The following is a 25352-nucleotide window of genomic DNA, read 5'->3' on the forward strand; positions in this document are numbered from 1 at the left end:
TCCCCGTCAGGCAAGCAGACCTGCCGCCTCGTCCTCGCCGAGCAGCGGCGGCTGGTCGACGGTCCCATTGACGGCAATTGAGCCGCGGCTTTCGCCCGAAGCCAGGATCGCCTCCATGATCTCCAGAACATGCAGCGCCAGATCGCCGGAGGCGCGGGGCTTGCGCCCATCGGCCAGCGCCCGCGCAAGATCGGCGACGCCTAGCATGCGGTAGTTGGCGCGGTCGGGTGCGACATAGGGCCAGTTGCGCGCACCGTAGAGTTCGGCCTCGCTGGCGAAATCGGCCCAGTCGTCGCCGCGCGCCGAGAGCGAAACTGTGCCGCCGAATGTGTCGGGATCGGGCAATCGCAGCGAGCCTTCAGTGCCGTGCAGTTCGATCGGATGGTTGGAGTGCTTGAACACGTCCCAGGACGCGCCGAAGGTGATGGTGGCGCCAGAGCGGAACTCCAGCAGGGACAGGATGGTGGTCGGCGTGCCGACCTTGAAGCTGGTGTTCTTGTAAGGACCTTCGGCTGATATCAGCCGTTCCTCCTGGCCGCGCGTCGCCATCGCCATGACGCGCTCGACCGGGCCGAGCAGGTTGACCAGCATCGTCAGGTAGTAAGGGCCCATGTCGAAGACCGGGCCGCCGCCTGGCTGATAATAGAATTGCGGATTGGGATGCCAGTGCTCCATGCCGCGCCCCATCATGAAGGCGGTGCCGGTCACAGCGCGGCCGATCGCACCCTCATCCATCAGCCGGCGCGCCCGCCGTCCGGCAGCGCCGAGGAAGGTGTCGGGAGCCGAGCCGAGCTGCAACCCGCGCGCCCTCGCCTCTTCGACCAGCCGGCGGCCGTCGGCGGCCGATGTCGCCAAAGGCTTTTCGGTAAAGACGTGCTTTCCCGCCGAAAGCGCCGAAAGCGAAATGTCGAAATGCGCTGCCGGTATCGTCAAATTGAGAACAAGATCGATGTCCGGGTCGGCCAGCAGCGCGTCGACGCCGAGTGCGCGGATGCCATACTCCCTGGCGCGCAGCGCAGCCATATCGGCCGAAATGTCGGCGCAGGCGCTGAGCTCTACCCCGCCGAACAGAGCCGCATTGCGCAAATAGGTCATCGAGATGTTGCCGCATCCGATGACGCCGACGCCGAGCTTTGTCTTTGATTTTCTGTGCATTTCAGATCGTACCTCTAACGCGGTCATGGCCTGGCTACGGCAAGGTTCATAGTCGAAAGCCGCTATATAACATTTTAAATATTGACGCGCGTAAAATTTTTATAGAGCATGTGAAAACGCTGGCGCAGCATTGGAGGCCGCCAGCCTTGAGGAGGAGAACATGACTGACATGAAAAACGGCCAACGGCCGATGCGAATCCCGTGGGTCATGCGCGCACTGGATCTTTCCGTCGCGGTAGGAACCGAGACGGGTTCAGGCATAGATCACCTTGGCCCTGATCCTATCAAGCTGGCTGCGTATTGGACCGGGCAGGCCATCGTCGGTGATCACCACATCGACGGCCGACAGCGAAAATGCCTTGGAGGTCCCGCTGACGCCCCATTTGCTCGAATCGGCGAGGAGGACAACGCGCCGGGCCATGCGAACGAGGTTTCGCTTCGTTCGCGCCATGTCTTCGTTCACGTCGACCACATCCAGTGACGAGTCTATCGCATGCGCTCCAACAAAGACCTGATGCGCTACCAAGCCGCCGAGAGCCGTATCGGCATCGGTGATCAGTGTGCTCACCGTGTCGGGATAGACCCGGCCGCCGATCATATGAACGTCGAGCCCGGGACGATGCATAAGGTGCTGCACGATATTCATGGCCGTGGCCGCGACCACGACATTGCTGAGCGGCGGTAACTGCATGGCAAGCTGCATCAATGTCGAGCCGCCGTCGAAGATGACCGATTGGTTGTCCTCGAAGAGGTCTACCGCCGCCCGCGCGATGCGCTTCTTTGCGTCGAGGTTCGCTTGCATCCGCCGGGCGAACGCGGCCGTAGTCGAATCGGTGGTACGGGTCACCGCCCCTCCACGGGTCTTGGTCAGTAGTCCCTTTCGGTCCAGTATCTCGAGGTCGGAGCGCACCGTGACTTCCGACACGCCAAACCCGTCTGACAGGTCCTTCGTGCGAACCTGTCCGCTGCGTTGCACCTCACCCAGGATCGATTGGCGTCTCTGCTCCGACAACATTGCCCTGCCTTGCCTCCCTACGCCAAGCAACCGCTCTGGCCTCGGCTCACCTTAGCAAAAATACGCAAATTCGAAAGCTTTCGAAAGATTGTTTTTCTTATTTCTTTCGGAAACACTGGGTCCAGGATTTTGAAATCAAACGATTGGGGAATTTTGAACTCATGAGCCTAGGAACCAAGGTGCGTCTTGCGCGCCTCTTCTCGCATCCATCGGGAAACCTTTTTGGCGGCGCGGTCGACCACTTCGTCGGCTATGGCGACGTGCGCAAAGGCGGCCTTGCCGACCTGCCGGGTGCGCTTGCCCGCGTCATGGCGGGCAAACCCGACTACGTCAGCATCCAGCCTGGCACCGCGCGCCATCTGTGGCCGCAATATGCGGGCAAGGCTTCCCTGGTGATTCAGGCGGGCTGCTTCACTCCGGACGATCGCATCAGCGAGTTGATCGCAACGCCCGAGGATGCGGTGCGCGCCGGGGCCGATGCGTTGGCCGTGGCCATTCCGGTGCGCGGCGCGACCGAGGGCAAATACATACGCTGGCTCACCGATTCGGTAAATGCGGCGGCGCGCTACGGCATGCCTGTGGTGGCGCATATCTACCCACGCGATTTCACCGACGGAGCAAAAATCGTCTTCACCCCCGACGAGATCGCCTATGCGGCGCGCATCGGCTACGAGTCCGGCGTCGACGTCATCAAGATCGGCTACACGGGCGATTTCGAGTCGTTCCGAGAGACCGTCCGGACCTGCCCCGTGCCGGTTGTGATCGCGGGTGGTCCGAAAACCGATACGCTGCTCGGCGCGCTTAAGCAGACGGCGGACGCCATCCGTGCCGGCGCACGCGGTGCCGTGGTAGGCCGCAATCTTTGGGGGCATGGCGATCCGGAGAAGGCTGCGCTTGCCTTTCGGGGCGTCATCCATGACGGCCTTTCGGCGCAAGACGCCCTGGCGAAGGCGGGTGCCTGAACGATGCCCTTCCCTTCAATCCTCGGCTTCGGCGCTATTGCGATCGACGACATCGTCTATGTCGATCAGCCGTTGTCGGCGGGCAAGGGGAAGGTTCTGCATAGTGCCCGGTCTTTCGGGGGAAATGTCGCGACGGCGCTAGCCGCCGTCGCGCGGCTCGGCGGAAGCGCCGGGTTCGTCGGATGGCTGGGCAGCGCCGCTGACGACGCCGTGCTGCGCGATCTCGTTGCGAGCGGTGTTGAAACCGAATTCGCGCCGCGCCACCCGGACGCGCGCCCGGTGCGCTCGCACATTACCGTCGGCTCGGACGGGGAACGGTTCATCGCGTATGACGACGACGCGATGCTGGGCACCGCGTCGGACTTCCCGGACGAGGTCCTCAGCCGCGCGACTGTCCTGATCATCGATAGCTACGCGATCCGGTCGCTGGATGTCGTGGCTCGCGCTCGCGATCTCGGCCTTGCTATCCTCGGCGATATCGAATGGAGCTGCGGCCCAGCCACGGAGCGGCTGATCGCGCTCTGCGACCATCTCATTCTTCCCCTCGGCTTTGCGCGGACTGCCACAGGGCGCCGATCGCCCGCCGAGATGCTCGATGCATTGTGGTCGCCGTCGCGGTCCGCCGTGGTTCTGACCGATGGCGGCAGGGGCGTGTACTATCGCGGGCGTGAAGAGACAGGTCTCTGGCATCTGCCCCCGCACCGGGTTGTGGTCGTCGACTCGACCGGCGCGGGTGACTGCTTTCATGGCGCCTACGCCCACGCGTTGATGCGCGGAGCCGACACCGCAGGCCGGGTGGCATTCGCGGCCGCGGCGGCGGCCCTCTCGATAACGGGGCGTGGCGGGCGCGAGGCGCTTCCGACCGACGACCAGGTCACGGAACTCCTGGCATCGACGAACGCGCCGTCAGCAGTCGAACTGAAAAATGCGTATGTCGATACTGGAACATAGCCTGAAACTATCCGAGGAAACATTTCGCAGGTGAACATAAGCCGAGCAAAATTATAAGAATCATTGGCTTGTACTTGTGGAGGGAGGAAGATGGCAGAAGTCATTCTAGAGAATATCTGCAAAACTTACGGGAACAATTTTCGCGCAATCGACCAATTGAACCTATCGGTCGAGGACGGCGAGTTCTTGATTCTCGTCGGGCCGTCCGGCTGCGGCAAATCCACCGCGTTGCGAATGATCGCGGGATTGGAGGACATCACAAGCGGCAGCCTTCGGATCGGCGGAGTCGACGTCGTCGACATGCCGCCCAAGGACCGCGACATCGCGATGGTCTTCCAGAGCTACGCGCTCTACCCGCATATGACGGTGTTCGAAAACATCGCCTTTTCGATGCGGCTGGCAGGCAAGCCGAAGGCCGAGCGCAAGAAGCGCGTGGACGAGATCGCCAAAACCCTTCAGCTGACGTCTTTGCTGGACAGCAAACCCGCGAACCTGTCAGGCGGACAGCGCCAACGGGTTGCCATGGGCCGCGCCATGGTACGCGAGCCGGCCGCCTTTCTCATGGACGAACCCCTTTCCAACCTGGATGCTAAACTGCGTGTTCAACTGCGCGCCGAAATCACCAGCCTGCAAAAGCAGCTCGGCGTAACGACCATATACGTGACCCACGACCAAATCGAAGCGATGACGATGGGCGACAGGGTCGCGGTGTTGAAGGGCGGCGTGCTGCAGCAGGTCGACACACCCAAGAGACTGTATGAGTCGCCGGTGAATGCCTTCGTCGCCGGCTTCATCGGTTCTCCGTCGATGAACCTTTTCGAAGCGACCCTAAAGGGCGGCGAGCTCGGTTTTCGCGACTTCGCCATCCGATTGCAGGATGCAGCTTTCGTCGGCAGGCCCGCTCTGAGGTCCTATGAGGGGCGCAAGATCGTGTTCGGCATACGGCCCGAGGATCTTTATGACAGCAGCCTCGAATCCGGCCGCAATTATCAGACGATACCGGCAAAGGTGACTTCGATCGAAGAGCTCGGCTCTGAACATATCGTCCACCTGAACATCGACGCGGTCCGGGTGGACTCCGGCGATCCGGACGCAGCGGAGGATTTTGGCCTGGCATCGAACGCGGTGGCGAGATTCGAACCGGCCAGCGCCATCCACTCCGACTCGGAAATCCGGTTGGCCGTGGATGAGGCCAAGTTCCACTTCTTCAATCCTGAGACGCATCTAGCGATCTGAAGATCTGCAGCAGACCGCAGGCGAGAGGGAGGCGCCTGCGAAAGATACTCGCAAGAAGGCTTCTGAATAAACCAGACGATCGTCCGCATTGTGCGGTCGATCTTGTAGAAGGAGGAGAAAATGATGTTTCGGATGCAATCCGCGATGCTGAAAATAGCCGCGGCCGCATGGTTGCTTGGCGCAACCAGCGCCATGGCGGACACGACGCTGGAATTCACCCAATGGTGGGAGCCTGAATTGCCGGCTGGCTCGCTCAGGGCAATCATGGATGACTTCGAGGCCGCAAACCCCGGAATCAAGGTGACATTGGTCAGCGGCCCCTACGCGACCACGCGAGACCAGATCTCGGTGGGTGCCGCAACCGGAACGCTCAGCGACGTCGTCGGTCTCGACGGCGCCTGGGTGAACAATCTGAATGCGCAGAACGCACTCGCCGACATGAATCCGATGATGGATGCGAGTGGTTTCGACAAGAGCCAGGTCGCGGACATCATCAAGGTGGACGGCAAGGCGGTGATGTTTCCCGTGGCTTCCTTCGTTTATCCGGTCTTCGTGAATTTGGACCTCGCCGCCCAGGCAGGCGTGACCAAGCTGCCGTCGACCCGCGCGGAGTTTCTCGAAGCCGCCAAGAAGATGACGCACGCCGACAAGAACCAGTATGGCTGGGTGTTGCCCCTGTCGCTGCAAACGCCATCCGGCGTCCAGAACGACATGATGTCTTGGGTTTGGGCTTCGGGTCAGTCGATGATGGCGAACGGCAAGCCCGCTCTCGAGGGCAAGCCGGTGGTGGATATGCTCACCTTCGTCAAATCACTCAACGACGCCGGCACCATCTCGCCCGGAATCGCCACCAAGACCGAGCAGGAAAAGGTCGAGGAATTCGTCAACGACCGCGTCGGGATGATGATCGACTCGCTCGCGCATGTGAACCTCATCCGCAAACGCAACCCCAAGCTGAACTTCGACCTCATCCCGGTCCCGGTCGTAGAAAACTATACCGGCAAGCGCGGCCTTCCCTATGCCTCCTGGGGCATCGGCATCTCTGCTGCCTCGAAACATCAGGAGGAAGCCTGGAAACTCGTCCAATATCTAATGAGTGAAAAGGTGAACGCCAAGCTGGTGTCGCTTGCAAACGCCTTCCCGGGCAACGTCAACGCCAAACCCGATTTCGTGACCTCGGACAAAGCTTTCGGCAAGGCTTTCGAAATCTTCAAGACCGGTTATCTCGCCAATGAGTTCACGGGCCTGCCGGTGGCTGAAGACCTGATGACCCAGTTCGACGTTCAAGCCCAGAAGATGCTCGCCGGCGAGCAGTCTCCGGAACAAGCTGCAGCCACCGCTCAGAAGGGCTGGATGGCGAAATTCTGATCGGCCTGTTTCTTCGTTTTCGATCTTCGACCGGGGGGCCTGACTTCGGGCAGGCCTCCCGGCAACAACGGATCGGCAATGTGAGACGGACCTGTTTCCGAAGCCCCTTCTCTTGAAGGCGTATCCCAAGGTTGGCATATGACCCGGCAGAAGCGCTCCCGCCACCATAGACTGAAACGAGCGGTCGCACCGTATCTCTACCTGTCGCCCTCGCTCCTCATAATCGGCCTGCTGATGCTGCTGCCGATGGTGACGGTGATTGGCTATTCGTTCCAGAACAGCGCAGTGCTGCGTCGCGACCCGTCTTTTGCCGGACTGAAACACTACCAAGCGATTTTTAACGATCCGGTGTTCTGGGCTTCGCTGTGGCACACGCTCTACTTCACATGCATGAGTGTGGTTTTCCACATGACCATCGGCATGATCTTCGCGCTCATGCTGAACAGCGAGCGCATCAATCCGACGCTGCGCAATATCCTGCGCGTGCTCTATATTCTGCCCTGGCTGTTCACCGCGGTGATTATCGCCGTGATCTGGCGCCTCCTGCTCGAGCCGAACGGTGTCGTGAACAGCGTTCTCATGCAGATGGGCATCATCGGTTCCAAGGTCGAGTGGTTTTCCTCGCCCGAGACCGCGCTGCACGCCGTCACCTTCGCCAATATCTGGGCGGGCTACCCGCTTTTCATGGTCAGCCTGCTCGCAGGCTTGCAGGGCATTCCCAAGGATTTCTACGAGGCCGCCGATATCGACGGGGCGAAGGCCTACCAGAAGCTGATCTTCATCACGATCCCGCAGCTGATGCCGATCATCATCAGCATCTCGCTGCTGGATTTCATCTGGACCATGCAGGTCTTTCCATTGATCTGGATAACGACGGGCGGCGGTCCGATTTACTCGACCGAGGTCCTCAGCACCTACACGTACAAGCTGGCGTTTTCGAGCTACAACCTGTCGCAGGCTTCGGCGAGCGCCGTGGTCATCCTGCTGATCTCCCTCGGCCTGACGCTGTTCTACATCCGCTATCAAAAGGCTCGGTAGTCACCATGAGGAAAAGGCACACGCCGAAAGACAGGCTGATCACCGTCGCGCTGCATGTCGCGCTTGCCGCAGGGCTCTTTTTCGCGGCCTTCCCGATCTACTGGATGCTGAGCAGCTCGTTCAAGTCGAATACCGAAATCTTTGCCCTGCCACCAACCGTCCTGCCGAAGGTCTTCACGCTGGAAGCGTATGCGGCCATCCTTGGCGACCCGGTAAAGCTGCGCTTCTTCTTCAACAGCTACTTCGTGGCCGGAGCGGTGACCGTGCTGACGGTGCTGATCGCCTTGCTGGCGGCTTATGGGTTCAGCCGTTTCAATTTCCGCGGCAAGGGCAGCCTCAACACACTCATCATCAGCACGCAGACGATCCCGCCGATCACGCTTTTGATCCCCTTCTTCGGGCTTGTCGTCTCGTATGGCATCTTCGACACCTACGTCGCACTGATCCTGACTTACCTGGTGTTTACGCTGCCCTACGCGATCCTGCTGATGACGGGATATCTGAACACCTTGCCCCGCGATCTCGATGAAGCGGTGGCTGTCGACGGCGGCAGCAGCTGGACCGCACTCTGGCGGGTGATCGTCCCGATTTCACTGCCTGGTATCGTGGCGACGTCGGTCTACACCTTCCTGTTGTGCTGGAACGAATTTCTGTTTGCGCTGACGCTGACGAAGTCAACGTCCATGCGCACCGTCCCGATCGGCATCCAGCTGTTGATGGGGCAGCACGCCTTCGAATGGAACCAGATGATGGCGATGAGCGTGCTCGGCTCGCTACCGCTCTTGCTCATCTACCTCGTTGCCCAGAGGTTCTTCCTCGCCGGCATGACCGCGGGCTCGGTCAAGTAGGATGTCCCTCCCACGGAGAACTGATGGAGTAGGCCGCGCATCGAAATCGATGGATTGGACCTTCTCTGCTGGCAGGCGATATCGCCGCGGCCTCAAGCGTCGTCATAGCGCCGCTGATCGTGCTGGAGCCGTTCTTCCAGCGCCACATCATCGAAGGGCCTATGCAGGTGGAATCAAGGAATGAAAGGATGAACGTGAAAGACCTCAAAGTCGGCTGCCAGACCTTCACCTGGGAAATGCTCGGAGACCGTTTTGCCGGCGGCCCCGACGACCTGCTCAAAGCGATCGCCGATGGCGGCTATGCCGGCATCGAGATCACCGACACGATGATCGGCCGCTATGCCGGCAAGCCGGCGGAGTTCGCTGCGGCGCTGAAGACATCCGGCCTGACGCTGGTCTCCTTCGCCTTCGGTTCGGACAGCGGCTTCACACTCAAGGAGAAGATCGGCGCCGACCTCGAGACCGCCAAGCGCTGGATCGATTTCGCCGCCGCCTTTCCGGGCGCGCTGGTCTCCATGGGCTCGGCCACCGTCGTGTCGGACGGTCCGCGCGACGACAAGTTCGCCATTGCGGCCGAGGTCTACAACAAGGCTGGTGAACTCGGCCGCAGGGCCGGCGTCCAGGTCGCGGTGCACCCGAGCTCGCATCACAGCACGCTGCTCTACGACCGCCTCGATTGCGACCGCATCTTCGGGCTGCTCGATGCCTCGCTGGTCGGCTGGGTGCCGGACACCGGTCACATCCTGCGCGGCCACAAGGATATGGCCGACACGCTCACCACCTATCGCGATCGCATCTGCTACGTGCACCTGAAGGATGTCGACGCGAGCGGCACCTGGGCGATGCTCGGCAAGGGCGTCTGCGACACCGCGAAGGTGATCGAGATCGCCAGTGCGGCACCCAACTTCAATGGCTGGCTGGTGCTGGAGGAAGAGTCCGAGACCGCCGCCGCCGATCCGGCCGGCGCGGTCAAGACCAACCGCCAGACCATGCGCGGCTACGGAGCCTGAGACGATGATCCGCAAGAAAGACCGTCGTCTTCGTGTCGGTGTGCTCGGCTGCGGGCCGATCGCTCAATTCGCGCATCTGGAATCCTGCGTGAAGGCGAGCAATGCCGATCTCTACGCGATCTGCGACGCAGCACCCGATCTGCTCGCACGTATGGGCGCGACCTACGAGCCGCAGAAGATGTATGGCGACTATGACGCGATGCTCGCCGACCCTGCGCTGGAGGCGGTGATCGTCGCCACCTCGGACGCCTATCACGTGCCGATGTCGATCAAGGCGCTCGAGGCGGGCAAGCACGTTCTCTGCGAAAAGCCGATCGGCGTCTCGGTCGAGGAAGGCCAGAAGCTTGCCGACGCGGTCAAGCGCTCCGGCAAGGTGCTGCAGGTCGGCCACATGAAGCGCTTCGACCCGGCTCTCGAAGCGGCGCGCGATTTCGTGCGCGACGAGATGGGCGAGATCCTGGCGCTGAAGGCCTGGTATTGCGATTCCACCCATCGCTACACCAACACCGACGCGATCCAACCTCTGCCCATTACCAGCAAGCTGGCGAGGAAGCCGGCCGGCAATCCGAAGGCCGATCTCAGGCAATACTTCATGCTGGCGCATGGCTCGCATCTCGTCGACACGGCGCGCTTCCTGTGCGGCGAGATCACCGCTGTACGAGCCCGCCTCAACGAGAAATTCGGCGCCTATTGCTGGTTCGTCGAGACCGAGTTCGCCAATGGCGCGCTCGGCCATCTCGACCTCACGGTTGCCGTGCGCATGGACTGGCATGAAGGTTTCCAGCTCTATGGCGAAAACGGCTCGGTGATCGCGAAGACCTTCAATCCCTGGTATTTCCGCGCAAGCGAGGTCGACATCTTCCATGAGAAGGATGCGACGTCGCGCAAGCCGCTTGGCGCAGACGGCCATTTCTTCCGCCGCCAGCTCGAAGGCCTCGCTGAGACGGTGCTCGACGGCAAGCCGATGCGCGGCGCCAATGTCGACGACGGGCTCGCCTCAATCCGCGCCATGGTGGCGATCGCGCGCTCGGTCGAGAGCGGCGAACGCGTCGAGATTGCTGGCGTGACGGGAGCGGTCTGATGCAGATCGGGGTGTTCGCCAAGACCTTCCCGGGCAGCGAGCCGGCCGGCGTGCTGGCGTCGGTCCGTGACGCGGGTTTTGCGGTCACCCAATTCAATCTCGCATGCGCCGGCCTGCCATCGATGCCGGATGATGTTCCCGCAGCGGCGATCTGGGCAATCAATGCCGCAGTCGACAGCTCCGGCGTCGGTCTCGTGGCGCTGTCCGGCACCTACAACATGGCGCATCCGGACAAGCAGGTACGCGACGATGGCTTGCGTCGGCTGGCGATGGTGATCGAAGCCGCCGCAAGGCTTTCCACGCCGCTCGTCACGCTCTGCACCGGAACGCGCAATCGTGACGACCAATGGGCGCACCATCCTGACAATGCCGATCCCTCGGCATGGACCGACATGGCGGTCGAGATGGAAAAGGCGCTCGAACTCGCCGAGCGTCACGGTGTCAATCTTGGGATCGAGCCCGAACAGACCAATATCGTCACCTCCGCTCCTGACGCGATGCGGCTCATCGCCGAGATGGGTTCGAAGCGGCTGCGCATCGTGCTCGATCCGGCAAACCTGTTCGAACAGGCGGATGCCGCGCAGGCGCGCGCCATGGTTGCGGCTGCAGTCGAGCGCACGGCAAGCCATGTCGCCATGGCCCATGCCAAGGACCGTTTCGCCGACGGCCGGTTTGCCACCGCCGGGCAAGGCGTCGTCGACTTCGCCGACTTCATCGCCCGGCTGAAGGCGACAGGTTTCGACGGGCCGTTGGTGACGCATGGGCTTTCGGCCGGGGAAGCGCCCGGCGTCGCCCGTTTCCTCAAGGGGCTGCTGTGATGGCGCGCCCGACGATCCTGCTCCGCGATGGCGCCGCGCTTCGGGTTTCCGATACGGGCGACGGGCTGGCGGTCGTCGTTCAGCACGGGCTGGGTGGCGGCGAGGCGCAGGTTGCGCAGACCTTCCCCACAGGCTTTCGTCGCATCACGCTCGAATGCCGCGGCCATGGCGGCTCCGGCCTTGGCGAGCGACGGCCATTTTCGTTCGAGATGTTCGCCGACGATGTGCTCGCGGCCGCCGACCAGGCCGGCCTCGACCGCTTCGTTGCCGGCGGCGTCTCGATGGGTGCCGCGATCGCGCTCCGCCTCGCCTGCCGCCATCCCGACCGCGTCGCCGCGATGGTGCTGGTGCGGCCGGCGTGGACGTTCACGGCAGCACCGGTGAACATGCAGCCTATAACCGAGGTCGCCGAACTCATCCTCGACCGTGGCGCCGAGAGCGCGCGGAGTATCTTCGCGCAATCCGAGACGGCGACGCGGCTTTACCGCGAGGCGCCCGACAACCTGTCCTCGCTGTTCGGCTATTTCGACCGGCCGGACGCCCACGCCTTTGCGCAGGTGCTCGCCAACATCGCCGCCGACGGGCCCGGGATTTCCGAGCGCGACGCCGCCGCCCTGCGCATCCCGACGCTGGCCATTGGCAACGCCAGCGACGCGGTCCACCCGCTGTCGGCCGCCTATACGCTCGCCGCAGTCATCCCCAATGCGATCTTCGCCGAGATCACCCCCAAGGCGCTCGACAGCGCCAGGCATTTCACCGAATTACACGCCGAGATCTCGGCCTTCCTTCACGCCCACTCGAACGTCCGGAGCCTCATTCCGTCATGACCAGCAAATCTCTCTCAGGCCCCGCCGCGATAGCCGCTCTGCCGCGCAACCGGCTGCTCGGCGAATTCTCGCTGTGGTCGGCCGATCTCGCCAATATGGAGCGCGACCTGAAGCGCATCGAGGCCCATGCCGATCTGCATCACGTCGACGTCGCCGACGCCCGCTTCACCCCCGGCTTGCTGTTCTTCCCGGATCTGGTGGCGCGCATCGCCAAGCTGACGGCGAAGCCGATCCATGTGCATCTGATGGTCGAGGCCGAAATCGTCGAGGCGCAGACGCGGCAGTTCATCGAGGCCGGCGCCGACCTCATCACCATCCATGCCGAGAATGGCGAGGCGGGCTTGCGCGCCGTCAAGCTGGCGCATGAGCTCGGCGCCGAGGCCGGTGTCGTGCTCAGGCTGGAGACGCCGGTCGCGGCAATCGTGCCTTTCTTGCCCGAGGTCGCGTTCGTCACGCTTCTCGGCACTTTGATCGGCGTCAAGGGCCAGAGCCTGTCCGAGCAGGCCTGCCCGCGTCTCATCGAGGCGCGCGCGCTGATCAGGAAAGCCGGCCGCGAGGCCGATATCGTGCTCGCCGCCGATGGCGGCATCCGCCATGAGACGGTGCCGCTGCTGCGCGCCGCCGGCGCCGACACCGTGGTGCTGGGCTCGCTCGCCTTCGGTGACCCTGACCTTGCGCAACGCATCGCCTGGCTGCACGGGCTGAAAGCAGCCGCCTGATGAGCACGCTTGCGCTTGCCTTCGATCTTGGCGGCACGGAGCTGCGCGGCGCGCTGGTCGAGCGCGGTGGCGACGTCGTCGCCCGCGTCTCGGCGCCGACGCTTGCCGTCGCAGGATCGGAGGCGGTGATCGGCCAAATCATCACGCTGGCGGCCATGTTGCTCAAGGAGCACCCACAAGCGAAAGTCACCGGTATCGGCATGTGTGCGCCCGGCCCGCTCGACCCCAAGGCGGGCATCGTCATCGGGCCGCCGACACTGGCCGGCTGGCACAATGTGCCGCTGATCGACATCCTCAGCCGGCAGTTCGGCCTGCCGGTGCGGCTGGAGAACGACGCCAATGCGGCGGCCCTCGGCGAATGGCGCTTCGGCGCCGGCCGCGGCACCGGATCGCTGGTATTCGTGACCGTGTCGACCGGCATTGGCGGCGGCGTCATCGCCGACGGCCACATCTATCACGGCAGGCGCGGGTTGGCGGCCGAGATCGGCCACATGACCATCACCGGCGAAGGCGACCGCTGCTTCTGCGGCGCCGTCGGCTGCTTCGAGGCGGTCGCCTCCGGTACGGCGCTCGGACGCCGGGCGACACGGCTGACCGCGCCGGGCGACGGCTCGCTGCTCCGGCGGCTGTCCAACAATGGCGACGTCTCGGCGCGACACGTCGTCGAGGCCGCGCGGGCGGGTGATGTGGCGGCTCGCCCACTGGTCGAGGCCGAGGCGCGGTGGCTGGGCATCGGCTTCACCAACCTCCTGCATCTCTACTCGCCCGACCTGATCGTCATGGGCGGCGGCCTTTCCAACGGCTTCGACCTCCTGGCACCGACCATCAGGGCGACCGTCGAGCACCGCGCCATGGAAGCCTATCGCGACGTGCCGATCGTTCCGGCCGAACTTGGCGACCGGGCGGGCCTGGTCGGCGCGGCGAGCCTGATCCTATGGGATGGCGAGCCCGGCACGGCGCTGGCGATGGTGCAGAACGAGGAGACGACAACCGGCGCCAGGGAGGCAAGCCAAGGCTGAGCTCAAGCTGCGCGGCGCGCGCAAATCCTATGGAGCCGCCGAGATCATCAAGGGTATCGAGCTCGACGTCGAGGACCGCGAATTCATCGTCTTCGTCGACCCGTTCGGTTGAGGGAAGTCCACGCTGCCGCGCATGATCGCCGGGCTGGAAAGGATCAGCGCAGGCGACCTCATGATCGACGGTGCGCGCCAACGACATCGACCCGTCCGCGCGTGGGCTGGCCATGGTGTTCCAGTCCTATGCGGCCTATCCGCATTTGAGTGTGGCCGAGAATAGGGGGCTTCGCACTGAAGATCACTGGGGTGCCGCCGCAGGAGCGGGAGCGCAAGGTGAAGGAGGCGGCCGACGTATCCGGAGTGGTGGCCCCTGGCGGCAGCCTGCGCTCTGCGGAGGATCGACAACGCGCGGATCGGTAGCCGTTTGCGAGAATGTCCATCTCAAGAGTCTCAAGGCGTAATCTGTAGTGCAAAGGTGTCAAATGCCCACTCCCAACAATCCTCCGGCCGCGGTCAGACGCGCCCTGCGCAGGCTGGGAGCGAATATCCACGATGCCCGGCGGCGGCTCCCAATGGCGCTGGTGGCGAGCGCGCCTTTACCTCGCGCTCGACCCTGCAACGGGTCGAGGCGGGCGACACGAATGTCAGCGCCGGCATATATACCGCCGCAATCACAGCTTCCTTTGGCTCGGAAGACGGCGCGCGAGCGACGGATGAATCGGCCGAGTTGACAAAACCATCGTGCAGCGTCACCTCATTGCTCTCTAACAATGCTTCCGGGGGGCGGCTTTGCTTTTCTGTCGATCTCTCTGCCGTGCTGTGCTCTTGACCGTGGCCTTTTTTGCAGCACTGCCGACGATGCCGGCACTGGCATGGGCCCCGGATACTGTCATGACCTTCCAGGTGATCCGGAACTCGGACCCCGCATGTGAACCAACCTGCCCTGCGTGGATCTACGCTGCAGGTTCAATTGAAACCTCGTCCCCATCGGCTTTGCGCAAGCTGCTGAAGCGCCTCGGCGCAGTTCACCTTCCCATCGTCTTGGCATCGAATGGTGGTGACCGTCAGTCCGCCCAGGAACTCGGCAGGATCGCCAGAAAGAACAAGCTGACAATCGCTATTGGGACTTCACCCGTAGTTTGCAAAGACAAAGCCTCGGTCTGTCGCACGATGCCAGAGATTGACGGCCAAGGTCGATTCGAAGAAGCCAACTGCCTGTCTGCCTGCCCCTTGTTCCTTGCTGGTGGCGTCAAAAGGCTCAACAGCGACCGCAACTTTATCGCGGTCCACAAGGGACAAGCCGTCCTGTACTCAAATGGCGACAGGACCTTCACTCAAATAAAATCCGCCAAGAGGGTTGCCAAGGTTCTAGCCAATGCTCACCTGGAGAAGAAGCAATATCTCCGGGAAATGGGCGTAGCCGTCGCGCTGGAGGATGAGGCTTTCAAGCATGGCGGCGACGACTTTTATGAAGTCCCGATCGATCGGCAGCGCAGTTGGGGCTTGATCACCGGCTCAGTCGAAGAGTTGGATTTCACCGATCCCCAATTCTGCAAAAGACAGCCGCTCCCCGAGAATTGCGTCCCAAAACAAAATGGCCTGCCACGACGTAAGTCATGAAAATGGGTGGCTTATTTCCGCGCAGCCACTCGACCGGAAGAGATCAGCCGCGTATCTCAGTCAAGCAAGCCGCCGTTACGAGGCCAACCGGCTCTTAAGCCGTTTCTCGCGGAGACGGGTGCCAGCCCGCCAGGTGCGGGCGGTTTGTCGTCCGCCGTCTGCTGGGCGATCCGTATCAGATCGCTGAGCGCCGAACGGATTTGCGGCCAAGGGAATTCGGAGGATCCCTCCCAGGCTTCGCCCTCGCGCAATACGGCATCGAGCTTGCCCGCCACACCGGCGAGCGTCTTGGCGGGGGTGGTTGAGAACGCTTCAAGCAGATCCTCCGCCCGGTCGCCAGCCTCGCGCTCGTCCCTGAGCGCTGCGGTGTAGCCGCCCTCCTCGGCAGCCGCGTCCCAGCGGGCCTGATGTGCCGCCAAATCAGCTTCGGCCTTCTCGCGGAGAGCCGCCATGTCGGGCCCTTTGCCGAGTACATCATTGACCGCCCCGATCGAGTGGATGGTCACGTCCTCTCCCTCCGGCAGGCGGACGGTCACACATGGAAAGCCGACGCTCTCAACAAGCCTCGTCTCCAGGCGCTGCTGCCGGCGGCAATGCCGCTCGGCCGACCCGCGGGTCATCTCCCATTCCCGCCAAAGCGCCAGCGCTGGGTCGGGGGGTATGCTGGTTGCTGCTACATCCCCGGGAAGCGCATTCTTCTCAAGCATCAATGCGGTGGACGTGATCATTCCTCCCGTAAGCACTTGTCGGCGAGTGACCAAAGGCAGAGTCATGCTATTGTCGGAATCAGCCATGATCCGAGCTCCTGAACAGCTTGGTTGTGGTCAGGCTGCTGAGGGTGGTTGCACACCAACAGCAGCCGCTTTCAAGCGAAATCGTATCAGCGGTACGATAATGAAAATGTCACGATGGATCAACAAGAATCGTATCACGGTTACGAAATGAATGCAGTTCAATGCAAGATGGCACGCGTCGCATTGGGCTGGGGAACTCGAGAACTAGCTATAAACGCTAACGTATCTCCTGATACCATCGCCCGGTTAGAAAGAGGCGAGCAGTTAAAGAATTCAACCCTCGCCGAAATTCGTGCAGTCTTCGAAGCGGCCGGGATCGAATTCATCCCGGAGAACGGAGGCGGTGCTGGTGTTCGCCTGGCGCGTGGATCAGACGGCACAAAGGGCAAACTGTGACCCTTTGGATTAACCGGCTACCTTTCGCCTGAGGCGTGCAGCGATAACGGAAGTCGCACATAGGTGTCCGGCCTGTGGAGCGGACGCGCGTGGGGTGATCTCGGGCAGACCTAGCGCGCCACGCTTCGATTCTGAGTCAACATACCTCGTCGGGAGGCCGAAGACGGCTCCGCTCTGGAGGGCGCCGTGAGTGCCTGACAGATGCAGGAACAGAATTCATCGTATAGAACGGCAGCGGACCTGAAGTGAGTTTCGGATGGACCGGCCCTCACATCCCGATCCCCAGCCCACGCTTTCTGCCGAAGGTCCAGTCGATGCCCCCGCTGTCTTGCACGAGCCCGCTGATGTGCTGGCCGACGCGCTTGTCGAGCATCGGCTGCCAGGGAACGAGCTGAAGCCCGAGCCCGTCGTCCAGCATGGCAAAACGCCCGCTGGCAAGGCGGACCGAGCCAAGCAGCGTGCCGCCGACGTGGTTGCCGGGCTGGACGGGCACGAAGGTGAGGCCGCGCGCAGCGGCCATTTCCTTGCCGACGCGCGCGACCTCCCGGCGCTCCAGCGTGGCAACAAGATCGCGCGCGAAGGTGATCGTCCCACTGGTCGCATCGCGTTCGGCATGGCCCAGCCTGACGAGTTGGGCAGCCCGTTTGTCGAGCGCGTTGTCGACTTCGAGACCAAAGCCTGACCGGACCAGCGAGACGGGGTTCCTAGCCACAAGCTCCCGATCGAGCCAGGTGGCGCCGTCACTGCCGATCTGCGCGTCGAGGTCAAGCGTCGAGAGCAGGCGGACGGAGAAGTCCTTGCCGCGGTTGTGGCCATCGTAAGCGATGCCGCGCTCGGACAGGTCATTTGGAACGCGCCAGTGGTCGTCGTCGATGCGTTCGACATGGCCGGCCCGGCGCAGCGCTTCGAGACGGCGGACATGGAAGCGGACGAAGGCGTCCGGGTCCTTGCCCTGCTGCAAAAATCTCTCGCGGATTGCCTCCAGGTGTCTGCTCGGGCGATAGATGCCATCCTCGCCCGCCACGACACTGATGTTGCGGTCGGCCGCACGCGGCCCCTCCTTCGGCAGGATCGGTTCGAGTGCCACGATATGGCCGCGCTGGATGTCGTCGAGCTTTGCCGTATCCGCGGTCTCGACATAATGGGTGCGTCCGTCGACGCCATCGATGACGAGCGACAGCTTATCGCTCATCTCGTCGCCGGCAAGGCCCTTGGCGAGCACACGGCCGACGACCGGTTCGGTGATGGTCTGCCGGTGCATGACATATTGAGCCGCGCCCCGCTCATCAGCGAGGCCGTGCTCCTCGAGTGCCCGGTGCATGGTCTTGATGATGTCGTTGCGCTCGCCAAGTGCCCGCAGCGTGCTTTCGGCTCGGTCGGAGATCACCCATCGGCCGGGCTCGATCTCGCTCGCCAGGCCGAAGTGTTGCAGTGTCTTCGCCCTATCGATCAGCAGATAGCGGTTGCTGGAAATGGTGTAGCTGTCGCTGGCATTGGGACGGAGGTCGACAAGATCGTGCTCCTGCTGTTCGGCGATCAGCATGCGGTCGAGTCTTGTCAGCCGTTCTGCGTCCACCTCGTTGGCCAGCTTGCGGGCGACTTCGATCTCGCTTTGCAGCCCGAGTTCCCGTTCGACCAGCTCGCCTGCCCGGTGGCGGATGCCATGGGCGATGTAGTCGCCGGCGATGTTCAGGGTCTTGCCGTCGTCGGTGATGCCGCGCACCAGGACGTGGGTGTGCGGATGGCCGGTGTTGTGATGGTCGACGGCGATCCAGTCGAGGCGCGTGCTGAGGTCGGTCTCCATCTGTCGCATGAGGTCGCGGGTGAAGGAGCGCAGGTCTTCCATCTCGGCGGCATCCTCCGGCGCGACGATGAAGCGGAACTGATGCCGGTCGCCGCGCCCGCGCTCGACGAAGGCCTTGCCGTCGGCCTCGTCGTCGAAGGCCGAGTATACCTTCCCCTTCTCGCCGTCCCTGGTGACGCCGTCGCGCTGGAGATAGCGCAGATGCGCATCGACGGCCTTGCTGGTCGTCACAAACTTTTGGCCGCGCCCGCTCGCCTTGCCTCGCCCCGGCAGCTTGACGACGCGCGCCTTCACCACGACGCGGCGGGAGCGAAAGCGGACGCCATTGGAGTCCTGCTTCCACCCGCCACCGTCGTTTGGCAACCCTGCCACCACCTTGCCGCCGCGACCACGGGCGTTGAAGCGGCCACTTCCCTTCCCGCCGCTGCTGCTTGCTCCGAGGCGATAGGGATTGCCGCCTTGCTTGCGGATCGCAATCTCGACCTGGCGCACAAAGGGCAGCCTCCGTGAATTGACCGGCGCGCCGCCATGCCGCATCCGGCCGGTGCGAACCTGGAATCTATCGGTTTCACGATCTGCCATGACGACAGGATCGGGAATCAGATTCCCTGCTTCAAGATGGCTGGAGCACCGAGCGTGCTACGGCGCGCAAAGACTTGCTGTGGCGTAAAGCGGCGGATCGCACATCGCTGCGGCACGATAGTTTTGCGTTTCGGATCAACAGCATAGCCATAGCCTGTCAGCCCCGCACCTCACGTCATTCTGCCTGAGGTCGGCACGGGCAGGAAAAACAATGTGCAGACAAGCACTTACGAGCGAAGCGAGGCGAGCGCCAGCTCGCTTTATCTTGCTGTCCCTCTCCGCACTCTGTAACCGTCCGGATCCTGCACACCTAGTGCAATCTCGCAACGTGTGGGGTTCCTTCTTATCGAGGAGGATCTTCGGCGGTGCCTCGACGTTCCTGGGACAAGGCCGACAACTCGTACTGGTCGACGCATGTCGCGACCTGGTATCGGGGGCCGTTTTGAGGTGGAGGAATATTGCCGCCGGCGCAAGCTTTCGATGACGACTTTCGAGCTGTGGGTGCGTCATCTGGTGAGCGCGGAAGATCGGCGCAAACGTGCGGAATATCTGCGGAAATTGCGCCGGGGAAAGCCGCAAAAGCGGGGCAAGAAAGGGCCGCCGAAGCGACGCAAGAGCCCGCGCCGCTACTGCTACAGCGTGCGTACGGACACGATCCGATTTGCCCTGCAGGCGTTCTGGGGCATGCATGTGGAGGCGATGAACTGGAGCGGATTGGGGCCTGCCGAATATGCCGTGGCGCTCGGGCTTTCGCCCCCATGCGCTGCGCAAATGGCGCGCTCGTCTTGAGGAATTCGAATTCGAAGTGGACTGGCGATCTCTGTTGCATCCGAGTGCCCGGGCTCGATTAAGCAGCGCTGATTGCGTGCGGCGCCAATCGCTTGAGACTGCGGGTTGACGGGCGGTCGGACCGGCGCCGCTTCAGCGACGCGCAGAAGCAGGCGATTGTGCAGGAGACGGAGAAGCCTGGTGTCAGTGGCGGAGGTTGCCGCCGCCATGGAGTCGCCACCAGCACGGCCTTCCGCTGGCGTGTCGAGTTTCGGCCTGACCGCTCGCAAGACGCCGCAATTGGCAACTGTTGCGCTCATCCATGGGGCGAAAAAACGAACGCCGGCGACGGCTCCCCTGTGCAATCTCGTGCGGCCGCCGGACGGCATGGTGGCAGTCCGACTGGACAACGGGCGGCGCGTCTTTGCGTCCGTCGGCAGCAATGCGGATGCAGTCAAGCGGCATCTCGCGGTAAGGGAGAACGCATCATGATCGTCGTTGCGGCGGGTGTGAAGATGCATCTGGCGCTCGGTCATACCGACCGTCAAGAGGCTCGACGGGCTCGCCATACTGATCCAGGAGCAGCTGAAAGATGGATCCCTTCTCGGATTCCGAGCGCAATGGACCCCGACCACATCGAACGCGATATCAGCGAAGGCGCGAACATCACTCCGCGCCGTAGCGAACCCGGAAAAGCGCAACCAAAGCGCGGGCCGCTGCCCGATCATCCGCCGCGCGTTGTTGCGGCGGCACCCTGCCCAGCATCTGCGAGAGCATTAGCGAGATCCTCGACTATACCCAGGCGCGGTTTAGATGTAGCGCCACGCCGCCCGAAATGTGCCTGCCGGACCCGTTGGCCCGAACAAGTTCAGGCAACTTGAACGTCGCCGACGCGTTCCAGATGAATTGCGCCCGAAGCTCCAATTCACCGCCGCCGCCGCGAGGAGGACCGCGCCGCCAAGTGCCGAGAGGATAAAGATTGTACGCGCATGTTCATCGCTCGATCTGCGGTGCAGCAGCTTTCACCGGTTTATCAGCAACTCTGTCCGCAGCCGGGCAGAACGATGGAAGCGAAAGCTTGCCGGCTTGATATTTGCGACGAATGAGGTTTGTTGCGGAACAACGAATTATTTGCCTGATTGGCAATAAACAGCCCATCCGTTTCAACGCGCGCTATTAGAGCCGTCAGACAAGAGGAAAACTCGATGACCGTTTCTCCAGACCCAAGCGACCAGGCTGATCTCGTATCAATCACCGCCGACATCGTTTCCGCCTACGTTTCGAACAATCCGCTGCCGGTCGGCGAGTTGTCGAAGTTGATCGGGGATGTCTATGTCGCTTTGCAAGGGATCGGCAGACCTGTGGCTGCGACCGCAGCCAAGCTGGAGCCGGCGGTGTCGATCAAGAAGTCAGTGTCACCTGATTTCATCATATGCCTGGAAGACGGGAAAAAGTTCAAATCCTTGAAGCGGCATATCGGAACGCATTACAATCTGAGTCCGGACGAATACCGTCTGAAATGGAACCTGCCCTCCGACTATCCGATGGTGGCGCCAAATTACGCGGCCACCCGCTCGGCCCTGGCGAAATCAACAGGTTTGGGACGCAAGGCGACAGCGCCAGCAAAAGCTGCGGCAGAAAAACCAAAACGAGTTGCTCGCGCGGCAGCGGCGGCAGCAATTGCCACGGCAATCACGTCGCCGGTCAAGAACGCGCGCAAGACACCCGTCAAAGCATAGCGTGCTGCACCAGATAGAGGTGCATGGTGAACCTGAACCATGGCGAAGCCCCGCCTTGCGCGGGGCTGCGTGTTTAGTCGGATCACTCTGCGGTGCGGCGGGACCAGATGAGCGACAACTCGCCCTCGGTGGCGGTCTCGACCAGGCTCGCATAGATCGGAGCGGGGAAGCTCGGATCGTCGAGCTTGACCGAGTGGTAGTCGCGGCCCTCGCGCGAGGTCTTCTTCCATGCCGCCCCGAACTCGATGGCGCCGGCGAAAATGCGGAAGTCCGGACCTTTTTCATTGTCGCCTTCGGCTGGCGTGAACGTCACCGACTTGACGTTGAGGTTCAGGGTTTTGACTGAGCCGGAGAAGCCGTTCGCGGTGCGGGAGAATGTGCCGATCGTCGCCATTGTGATGGTTCCTTCTGTTTCTCGGGCCGCGCCTATCGCGGCCTCGATGGTGGTCTTGAGACCGGGGGCGATCGGGCCGCACCCAAAGCAGCTGAAACGAAGTGGAAGACGGCGCCGCGAGACTTTCTTGGGCCGCGAGGAATGGACGCAAACCGGGGTCCCCGCCAGGTGTGCCGGGTGGGGTGGTACGGCCAGGGGAAGAAAACGAAGCGCCGTCGTTGCGGGAAGACGATCGAGGTTGAGCCAAGCGAAAACGGTCTTCGGTCAGACCCAATCCATTCGAGGGCGCCTTGGGCGTAGCTAGGATGGACAGACAGTCACAACGGCGACCGCGATCAGTCACCCGCTTCCCAGCCCCGTCATGAGCGCTTTGGCGGTCAATACAGCTAACCCACACCTCAACCATGAGAATGATGATGCCGCTCCAGGTACCCGCGCCAAGATGGCCGGCGAGCGGAGCTGGGCCGCGCCGTGAAGCTGGGCGGACCGGATCAGTTCAGTTCAGTTCAGGAGGTGGGTGACGCGCTCCATTGCGAGTGGGCGGCCACGCTCTGGTACAGATTGTATTTGTGCGAGCGATGGCCAAAGCCATTTCTCCATCGGCGGCTCATTTGCCTTATGCTTCGTCAATGATCCGAAATCCGCGTTCCAGACTGCAATCCTATGCTGCTTGACCCTATATTGATCAGCGATCTTGCCCCAAGGCATCCATTCCAAACGGCACAACGCGCCACTTGCTGACGCAGTGCGCCGATGTACGAACGTCTCGATATTTTGGGGCCGACAGCGGAATGGCGGCTTTTGGCGTCCGAAGAACGATAGCGGACGTTCAGCGGGTGGGTCCGGCCGCAGCAAACTTGAACTGGCCATTCGCAATCCCGTAAACAGTCTCCATGACAGCGAGGCGCTGGCGGGACGTTCGGCGTAGCAAGTTTTGCGCTCGCTACCTACGCAAATTGGGCGTATCGTGGCATATCGTCTGTTGCTAATAAATGAGCCGGCGACTGAGAGCGCAAGACTCTCGCATCGGACTAGGCGCGCTAGGTTCCACGACTACTCGTCGCGCTCACCAGACCATCTGCCTCTGCTGAAACCTCTTTTCCTCGGTTCCGGCCAGTATTGCTTTTGCCAATCGGAAGAGGAGCGTTCTGATGCAGATCATCCAAACCCGCCGCCGGTTCCTAGCCGGCGCTGCAATGGCAGGCGCTGCCGGTATCGTCGGTGTTCCAGGGTCACTCCACGCGGAACCGCCGTTGGAAACGACCACGGTTCGTCTGCCGCTGTGGGTCGGTAGTTCCTACTGTTGGGCAGGTGCGTACATCGCCGGAGAACTGATGCGCGCCGAGGGTCTTACCGATGTCCGCTACATAGAAGGCGACAGAAGCGTCAACCAATCGGTATGGATCGCACGCGGTGAGACCGATTTCTCCGTGAACTTTGCGCCGAACCAGGTCGCGTCGATCGCCGCCGGCGTGCCGATCAAGGTGCTGACCGGCTTGCACTCGGGATGCCTCGAACTGATCGCCAAGGAGAGCATTCGCAGCGTCACGGATCTGCGGGGCAAGAGAGTGGGCGTGAACGGTTTCAACAACTCGCGGCACGTGTGGCTGTCCCTCATGTCCGCTTATGTCGGACTCGATCCAGTGAACGATATCCAATGGGTCTTGACTAACGACGTCAAGCCGACGGAACTCTTCGTCGAAGGGAAGATCGACGCATTCCTCGGGACGCCGCCCCAGCCGCAGGAGCTGCGCGCCAAGAAGATCGGCCACACGATCCTCAACAATGCCGTCGACCGCCCGTGGTCGCAGTATTTCTGCTGCATGATCTCGGCCACGACGGACTATGTGACAAGATACCCGGTGGCGACCAAGCGGGTCTTGCGATCCATCCTCAAGGCCGCCGACCTCTGCGTGTCAGATCCCGAAAGTGTGGCCCAGCAGATGGTCGATCGCGATTTTGAGACCAGCTATGACTACGCGCTCCAAACTCTGAAGGACATTCGGTACGACCGCTGGCGGGAATTCGATCCCGAAGACTCCTTGCGGTTCTACGCACTGCGCATGCAGGAGACCGGCATGATCAGGTCCAGCCCACAACAGATCATCGCCAACGGAACGGACTGGCGCTTCCTCGACGAGTTGAAGCGTGAGCTGAAAACCTGATCCCATCTGGTCTCGAGGGGAGACGTAGACATGCAAATCATTCAGAGCCGCAGGCGCTTCCTGGCCGGCCTGACGGCTGCCGGCACCGCAAGCCTCGTCGGCGCTCCAACTCGAGTTCTTGCCGAGCCAGGGCCGGAGACCACACGCATTCGCTTGGCCAAGATCCCTAGCATCTGCGTGGCGCCACAGTATGTTGTAGAGGACCTGCTGCGCGCTGAGGGCTTCACCGAGGTTGCCTATGTCGCGGCAGGCCCCGGTGCGGCCACGGCCTCCGCGGTGGCGAATGGCGAGATCGACTTTAGCCTCAACTTCGTGACAAATTCGATCGTCGCCTTGGACTCCGGTGCGCGGCTCACTCTGCTCGGGGGCGTCCATCCCGGTTGCTTCGAGCTGTTTGCCAAGCACGGGATCGACAGCGTCGTCGATCTGAAAGGCCGGAACGTCGGCGTCCAGGGGCTCGGTTCGGGGCCGCATCTGTTCCTCGCCAGCATCGCCGCCTATGTCGGGCTCGATCCGGCGCGCGACATCAACTGGGTGGTGGACCCGGCGGTCAAGCCCAAGGAGCTGTTCGCGCGGGGCGAAATCGATGCATTCCTGGGCTTTCCGCCGGACCCGCAGGAATTGCGGCGCAGCAAGGTCGGGCACGTGATCGTCAACAGCACAGTGGACCGACCTTGGTCGCAATATTTTTGCTGCATGCTGTCCGGCAACAGCGATTTTGTGGCCGCGCATCCGGTTGCTACCAAGCGGGTGCTGCGCGCCATCCTCAAGGCCGCGGATCTATGCACCGCCGCGCCGGCCTTGGTTGCCGAGCGCTTGGTCGCGGGCGGATTCGCCAGCCGCTACGATGACGCGTTCGCAGCGATCAGCGAGTTGCCCTACCGGAAATGGCGGGACTACGATTCAACTGACACCGTCCGCTTCTATGCGCTGCGGCTGAAGGAAATCGGGCTGATCGGGTCCACACCCGACAGGATCATCGCCAACGGAACAGACTGGCGCTTCCTCAATGAGCTAAAGCGAGAGCTGAAGACGTAGACCTATCG

24 protein-coding genes and 2 pseudogenes are annotated in these 25352 nt (G+C 62.4%); 21 read left to right on the forward strand and 5 right to left on the reverse strand.

Annotated elements, in window-relative coordinates:
- Positions 1-6: 6 nt before the first annotated feature.
- Complete coding sequence (locus NKI41_RS26705) at positions 7-1155, reverse strand: Gfo/Idh/MocA family protein (protein ID WP_352685800.1); 1149 nt, start codon at positions 1153-1155, stop codon at positions 7-9.
- A 253-nt stretch (positions 1156-1408) separates the two neighbouring features.
- Complete coding sequence (locus NKI41_RS26710; protein WP_352501408.1) at positions 1409-2170, reverse strand: DeoR/GlpR family DNA-binding transcription regulator; 762 nt, start codon at positions 2168-2170, stop codon at positions 1409-1411.
- A gap of 161 nt (positions 2171-2331) precedes the next feature.
- Here NKI41_RS26710 and NKI41_RS26715 point away from each other — a divergent pair, with 161 nt between their 5' ends.
- The 15 genes and pseudogenes from NKI41_RS26715 (at position 2332) to NKI41_RS26780 (ending at position 15664) form a co-directional block, all read left to right on the forward strand.
- On the forward strand, positions 2332-3132 hold the full coding sequence (locus NKI41_RS26715) for a beta/alpha barrel domain-containing protein (protein ID WP_352685801.1): 801 nt from the start codon (positions 2332-2334) through the stop codon (positions 3130-3132).
- A gap of 3 nt (positions 3133-3135) precedes the next feature.
- A complete protein-coding gene (locus NKI41_RS26720) occupies positions 3136-4083 on the forward strand; it encodes a PfkB family carbohydrate kinase (RefSeq protein ID WP_352685803.1) in 948 nt (315 codons plus the stop codon).
- Positions 4084-4173: 90 nt separating this feature from the next.
- Positions 4174-5319 carry an ABC transporter ATP-binding protein gene (locus tag NKI41_RS26725; protein ID WP_352685805.1) on the forward strand — a complete coding sequence of 382 codons (1146 nt, stop codon included), beginning with the start codon at positions 4174-4176 and terminating at the stop codon, positions 5317-5319.
- A 120-nt stretch (positions 5320-5439) separates the two neighbouring features.
- Positions 5440-6687 carry an ABC transporter substrate-binding protein gene (locus tag NKI41_RS26730; protein ID WP_352685807.1) on the forward strand — a complete coding sequence of 416 codons (1248 nt, stop codon included), beginning with the start codon at positions 5440-5442 and terminating at the stop codon, positions 6685-6687.
- Between the two features lie 138 nt (positions 6688-6825).
- Positions 6826-7725, forward strand: a complete 900-nt coding sequence (locus NKI41_RS26735) for a carbohydrate ABC transporter permease (protein ID WP_352685808.1) — start codon at positions 6826-6828, stop codon at positions 7723-7725.
- Positions 7726-7730: 5 nt separating this feature from the next.
- Positions 7731-8573: a carbohydrate ABC transporter permease gene (locus tag NKI41_RS26740; protein ID WP_352542658.1), complete on the forward strand. Its 843-nt coding sequence runs from the start codon at positions 7731-7733 to the stop codon at positions 8571-8573.
- Positions 8574-8761: 188 nt separating this feature from the next.
- On the forward strand, positions 8762-9583 hold the full coding sequence (locus NKI41_RS26745) for a sugar phosphate isomerase/epimerase family protein (protein ID WP_352685810.1): 822 nt from the start codon (positions 8762-8764) through the stop codon (positions 9581-9583).
- A gap of 4 nt (positions 9584-9587) precedes the next feature.
- Positions 9588-10664, forward strand: a complete 1077-nt coding sequence (locus tag NKI41_RS26750; protein ID WP_352685812.1) for a Gfo/Idh/MocA family protein — start codon at positions 9588-9590, stop codon at positions 10662-10664.
- Positions 10664-11482 carry a sugar phosphate isomerase/epimerase family protein gene (locus tag NKI41_RS26755; RefSeq protein ID WP_352685814.1) on the forward strand — a complete coding sequence of 273 codons (819 nt, stop codon included), beginning with the start codon at positions 10664-10666 and terminating at the stop codon, positions 11480-11482. The genes NKI41_RS26750 and NKI41_RS26755 overlap by 1 nt, the downstream gene beginning before the upstream one ends.
- Entirely contained in the window at positions 11482-12309 is an 828-nt protein-coding gene (locus tag NKI41_RS26760) for an alpha/beta fold hydrolase (protein WP_352685815.1), read from the forward strand. The genes NKI41_RS26755 and NKI41_RS26760 overlap by 1 nt, the downstream gene beginning before the upstream one ends.
- The gene (locus NKI41_RS26765) at positions 12306-13028 is read left to right on the forward strand and encodes a ribulose-phosphate 3-epimerase (RefSeq protein WP_352587490.1); all 723 of its coding nucleotides are present in this window, start codon (positions 12306-12308) and stop codon (positions 13026-13028) included. Before NKI41_RS26760 ends, NKI41_RS26765 begins: the two co-directional genes overlap by 4 nt.
- The gene (locus NKI41_RS26770) at positions 13028-14047 is read left to right on the forward strand and encodes an ROK family protein (protein WP_352685817.1); all 1020 of its coding nucleotides are present in this window, start codon (positions 13028-13030) and stop codon (positions 14045-14047) included. The genes NKI41_RS26765 and NKI41_RS26770 overlap by 1 nt, the downstream gene beginning before the upstream one ends.
- A gap of 7 nt (positions 14048-14054) precedes the next feature.
- Positions 14055-14398, forward strand: a pseudogene (locus tag NKI41_RS26775) (ATP-binding cassette domain-containing protein); the annotation flags it as partial.
- A gap of 128 nt (positions 14399-14526) precedes the next feature.
- Positions 14527-14723 (forward strand): annotated as a pseudogene (locus tag NKI41_RS33360) (hypothetical protein); the annotation flags it as partial.
- A gap of 212 nt (positions 14724-14935) precedes the next feature.
- Positions 14936-15664: a hypothetical protein gene (locus NKI41_RS26780; RefSeq protein WP_352685819.1), complete on the forward strand. Its 729-nt coding sequence runs from the start codon at positions 14936-14938 to the stop codon at positions 15662-15664.
- A 56-nt stretch (positions 15665-15720) separates the two neighbouring features.
- Here NKI41_RS26780 and NKI41_RS26785 read toward each other — a convergent pair whose 3' ends face one another.
- A complete protein-coding gene (locus NKI41_RS26785; RefSeq protein ID WP_352685820.1) occupies positions 15721-16458 on the reverse strand; it encodes a hypothetical protein in 738 nt (245 codons plus the stop codon).
- Between the two features lie 147 nt (positions 16459-16605).
- On the opposite strand from NKI41_RS26785, the gene NKI41_RS26790 reads away from it, so the two are divergent.
- Entirely contained in the window at positions 16606-16854 is a 249-nt protein-coding gene (locus tag NKI41_RS26790) for a helix-turn-helix domain-containing protein (protein WP_352685833.1), read from the forward strand.
- A gap of 268 nt (positions 16855-17122) precedes the next feature.
- Here the strand turns inward: NKI41_RS26790 and NKI41_RS26795 are convergent, their stop codons facing one another.
- Positions 17123-19240 carry a DUF3363 domain-containing protein gene (locus tag NKI41_RS26795; RefSeq protein WP_352685822.1) on the reverse strand — a complete coding sequence of 706 codons (2118 nt, stop codon included), beginning with the start codon at positions 19238-19240 and terminating at the stop codon, positions 17123-17125.
- Between the two features lie 480 nt (positions 19241-19720).
- Here NKI41_RS26795 and NKI41_RS26800 point away from each other — a divergent pair, with 480 nt between their 5' ends.
- The 3 genes from NKI41_RS26800 (at position 19721) to NKI41_RS26810 (ending at position 21747) form a co-directional block, all read left to right on the forward strand.
- Positions 19721-20029 (forward strand): hypothetical protein, encoded by a 309-nt coding sequence (locus NKI41_RS26800; protein WP_352685823.1) that lies wholly within the window; start codon positions 19721-19723, stop codon positions 20027-20029.
- A 92-nt stretch (positions 20030-20121) separates the two neighbouring features.
- Positions 20122-20889 (forward strand): transposase, encoded by a 768-nt coding sequence (locus tag NKI41_RS26805; RefSeq protein ID WP_352542836.1) that lies wholly within the window; start codon positions 20122-20124, stop codon positions 20887-20889.
- Between the two features lie 324 nt (positions 20890-21213).
- The gene (locus NKI41_RS26810) at positions 21214-21747 is read left to right on the forward strand and encodes a Ros/MucR family transcriptional regulator (RefSeq protein WP_352685824.1); all 534 of its coding nucleotides are present in this window, start codon (positions 21214-21216) and stop codon (positions 21745-21747) included.
- 82 nt (positions 21748-21829) lie between these two features.
- Here NKI41_RS26810 and NKI41_RS26815 read toward each other — a convergent pair whose 3' ends face one another.
- Entirely contained in the window at positions 21830-22141 is a 312-nt protein-coding gene (locus NKI41_RS26815) for a DUF736 domain-containing protein (protein ID WP_352596123.1), read from the reverse strand.
- Between the two features lie 1151 nt (positions 22142-23292).
- Here NKI41_RS26815 and NKI41_RS26820 point away from each other — a divergent pair.
- On the forward strand, positions 23293-24306 hold the full coding sequence (locus tag NKI41_RS26820; RefSeq protein WP_352542839.1) for an ABC transporter substrate-binding protein: 1014 nt from the start codon (positions 23293-23295) through the stop codon (positions 24304-24306).
- A 30-nt stretch (positions 24307-24336) separates the two neighbouring features.
- On the forward strand, positions 24337-25344 hold the full coding sequence (locus NKI41_RS26825; protein ID WP_352542840.1) for an ABC transporter substrate-binding protein: 1008 nt from the start codon (positions 24337-24339) through the stop codon (positions 25342-25344).
- Positions 25345-25352: the final 8 nt, after the last annotated feature.

Origin of the sequence: Mesorhizobium sp. M0601 (assembly GCF_040320845.1) — a bacterium.
In the GTDB taxonomy this organism is placed as follows: Bacteria; Pseudomonadota; Alphaproteobacteria; order Rhizobiales; family Rhizobiaceae; genus Mesorhizobium.